At 69.6% G+C, this 3,540-nt stretch carries 3 protein-coding genes and 1 pseudogene; 1 reads left to right on the top strand and 3 read right to left on the bottom strand.

The window, feature by feature from the left end:
- Positions 1–61: 61 nt before the first annotated feature.
- A pseudogene (locus tag ACWCO3_RS32910) lies at positions 62–769 on the top strand (SDR family oxidoreductase); the annotation flags it as partial.
- A gap of 89 nt (positions 770–858) precedes the next feature.
- Here the strand turns inward: ACWCO3_RS32910 and ACWCO3_RS32915 are convergent.
- The 3 genes from ACWCO3_RS32915 to ACWCO3_RS32925 are packed head-to-tail and all read right to left on the bottom strand — an operon-like array spanning position 859 to position 3,234.
- Entirely contained in the window at positions 859–1,635 is a 777-nt protein-coding gene (locus ACWCO3_RS32915) for a MerR family transcriptional regulator (protein ID WP_450013827.1), read from the bottom strand.
- A 43-nt stretch (positions 1,636–1,678) separates the two neighbouring features.
- Entirely contained in the window at positions 1,679–2,440 is a 762-nt protein-coding gene (locus tag ACWCO3_RS32920) for an ABC transporter permease (RefSeq protein ID WP_450013829.1), read from the bottom strand.
- Complete coding sequence (locus ACWCO3_RS32925) at positions 2,437–3,234, bottom strand: ABC transporter ATP-binding protein (RefSeq protein ID WP_450013831.1); 798 nt, start codon at positions 3,232–3,234, stop codon at positions 2,437–2,439. The genes ACWCO3_RS32920 and ACWCO3_RS32925 overlap by 4 nt, the downstream gene beginning before the upstream one ends.
- Positions 3,235–3,540: the final 306 nt, after the last annotated feature.

Raw genomic sequence — 3,540 nt, forward strand, 5'->3', positions numbered from 1 at the left:
GGTACGGCTGGCTGATGCTGCCCACGCTGCGTGAGGCGGTGAAGCAGGGCGGTGAGGGGCTGGTGCTGGCGCCGTGGTGGTCGCCGACCTGGACGCCGACGCGGCGGACGCGGTGGCCGAGGGCATCGGCCCGGTCGCGCACCCCATAGCCCTCGACGTCACCGACGAGGACCAGGTCCGCGAGCTGGTCGCCGACACCGAGGAGCGGTACGGCCGGATCGACCTGTTCTGCGCCAACGCGGGCGTGACCACCGGTGGGGGAGTGGAGGTCGACGACGCCGGTTGGGACCGGGCCTGGCGCGTCAACGTGCTCGCCCACGTCTACTCGGCCCGTGCGGTGCTGCCCGGGATGCTCGCCCGGGGCGGCGGGCACCTGCTGCACACCTGCTCGGCGGCGGGTGTGCTCACGGCGGTGGGCGACGCCGCGTACACCGCGACGAAGCACGCCTCGGTGGGCTTCGCGGAGTGGCTGGCCATCACCTACCGGGACCGGGGCATCCGGGTCAGCGCCCTCTGCCCGCAGGGCGTGGACACCCCGATGCTCGCCGACGGGATCGCCGAGGGTCACCTCGGCGCCCGCGTGATCACCGCATCCGGTGCGGTGCTCACCCCGGACCAGGTCGCCGACGCGGCCATCGCCGGGTTGGCCGAGGAACGTTTCCTGATCCTGCCGCACCCGGAGGTCGCCGACTACGCCCGCCGCCGCGCCGAGGACCCGGACGGCTGGCAGGCCGGCATGCGCAAACTCATCCGTCGCCTCACCGCCTGACCGCCTAGCCGCCTGGCCGAGCTTCGGTCCGGCTCGACACGGCGACCACAGGTCGAGCCGGACCCTGCCGCACCTCGTCACCGGTCGCCCTAGGCTGGCCGCTTCAGCCGCTCCAGCCGGGCCAGACCGGCCCAACCCCGCTCGCGGAGCAGGTCCAGCAACCGTTGCAACCGCGGGTCGGCCTCGACCGCGAGCGCGTCCAGAAGCTCGAACGGCAGGTCGTCCTGCCCCACCTCGCCCAGGTCGATCTCGCCGGAGGCGTACGCCTGTTCGGCCAGGCCGGCGATGAGGTCGGCGGCCTCCTCCAGCCGCGCAGTGTCGCTGGCGTCGCTGTCGAAGATCCCGGCGAGGATCCGGTGCAGCTGGACGACTCTCGGGTCGTCGAGCTGCGCGATCTTGCCGGGCATCCACTCTCGGACGTGGTCGGGCCAGCGAGCCGCCATCAGGATCCAGCCGTCACGCTCGCCCTGCACCACCCGCTCCGAGGCCCCGATCTCTCTCAGCCGATCGAGATAGGTGATCACCTCCGGTGGGAGCGCCAAACGGTCCCCAGCAGCGAGCCGTGCTATCTGCTGACGGCTGGCCTCCAGTCGCGCTATCTCGTCCCGCAGGTGCCTGTCGATCCCATCCACGGCGTCGGCGAATGTCGACGTGTCGGCGTCGAGCAGCCGACCGATCTGAGACAGCGGCACACCGGCATTGGCGAGAATGCGAATCCTGATCAGCGACACCACTGCCGCCGTCCCGTACCGCCGGTAGCCCGACTCGTCCCGGTCCGGCTCGGGCAGGAGCCCGACCTGGTGGTAGTGCCGCACGGTGCGCACCGTGACGCCCACGTACGCCGCCAGTTGACTGATCGTCAGCATCCTCTGATCCTGCCCTCGCCCAACCGGTTCCGGTCCACACCGGTCAGGAGATCCTGCGGCGGTAGGTGATGACGGCGAACACGTAGGCGACGACGAGGATGCCGACACACCAGGCGAAGGCCGTCCAGATGTCCGTGCTGACCGGCTGCTCGGTGAACAGGTCCCGGATCGTGTTGACGATGGAGGTCACCGGCTGGTGCTCGGCGAATGCGCGTACCGGGCCGGGCATGCTGTCGGTGGGTACGAAGGCCGAGCTGACGAACGGCAGGAAGACCAGCGGATAGGAGAACGCGCCCGCGCCGTCCACGGTCTTCGCTGTGAGGCCGGGGATCACCGCGATCCAGGTCAGCGCCACCGTGAACAGGAGCAGGATGCCGGCGACCGCGAGCCAGGCCAGCACCCCGGCGCCCGAGCGGAAGCCCATGACGAGCGCGACGCCGACGACGACCACCAGCGAGACCACGTTGGCGACCAGCGAGGTCAGCACGTGCGCCCACAGCACCGAGGAGCGTGCGATCGGCATGGACTGGAAGCGTTCGAAGATGCCGCCCTGCAGGTCCAGGAAGAGCCGGAACGCCGTGTAGGAGATGCCCGAGGCGATCGTGATGAGCAGGATGCCGGGCAGCAGGTAGTTGAGGTACGAGTCGGCCCCCGTCTCGATCGCCCCGCCGAGGACGTAGACGAACAGCAGCATGAACGCGATCGGCATGACCGCGGTGGTGATGATGGTGTCCGGGCTGCGGATGATGTGTCGGAGTGAACGGCCCAGAAGGACAGCGGTGTCGCCGAAGAAATGTCTGTTCATCGTTGTTCCTTGTCTGCGGTCGCGCCGACGAGGGTGAGGAAGATTTCCTCAAGCGTCGGCTGCTTCTCGACGTACTCGACCTCGGCGGGTGGGAGGAGCTGCTTCAGCTCGGCGAGGGTGCCGTCGACGATGATCTGACCCTGGTGGAGGATCGCGATCCGGTCGGCGAGCTGCTCCGCCTCGTCGAGGTACTGGGTGGTGAGCAGCACCGTGGTGCCGCCCTGGGCGAGGTCCTTGACGGCCTGCCACACCTCGATGCGCGCCTCCGGGTCCAGCCCGGCCGTCGGCTCGTCGAGGAAGATGACCGGCGGGTGCCCGATGAGGCTCATCGCGATGTCGAGACGGCGGCGCATGCCACCGGAGTAGGTAGCCACCCTCCGGTTGCCCGCCTCGGTCAGCGAGAAGCGTCGTAGCAGGTCGTCCGCGATCACGCCCGGGTTCCTGAGGTGCCGCAGCCGGGCGACCATGACGAGGTTCTCCCGCCCGCTGAGGACCGGGTCGACTGCCGCGAACTGACCGGTGAGACTGATCGACTCGCGTACCTCGGCGGCGTGGGTCACGACGTCGAAGCCGTTGACCCGGGCGGTGCCGGCGTCGGCCCTCAGCAGCGTCGCCAGGATCTTCACTACCGTGGTCTTGCCCGCTCCGTTCGAGCCGAGCAGGGCGACGATGCTGCCCCGCGCCACGACGAGGTCCACACCGCGCAACACGCGCAGCTCCTTGTACGACTTCTCCATCCCATGCACCTGGATTGCGGGCCCCGGGACCTGTCTGGTTGTCGGCGGAATGCTCATGGCCGCCAGCATGGAGGGTTGACGCAGCGTCAAGGTCAAGCCTGTCGAGCGCCTCATCGGCCATCCCCCGACGGCGGGAGCGAAACCCCCGACGTCGGGGAGGAGTGGCGCGTCGTCGGCGCAGAGCATTGATCCATGCATGTGGGTGTGTGGTCGCCAGCCTCCGGTCGTACCCGTCGATCCACCAACCGGGACGCGGCCCGAGCGTGGGTGCAACGGTTCAACCCGATGGGCGACGAGGGCCCGACCCGCGACGCGATGACGCAGAAGGTGCGCTCCGCCGCCGAGCGCTACAACCGCAAGTTC

This window comes from Micromonospora sp. NPDC002411, assembly GCF_053592955.1.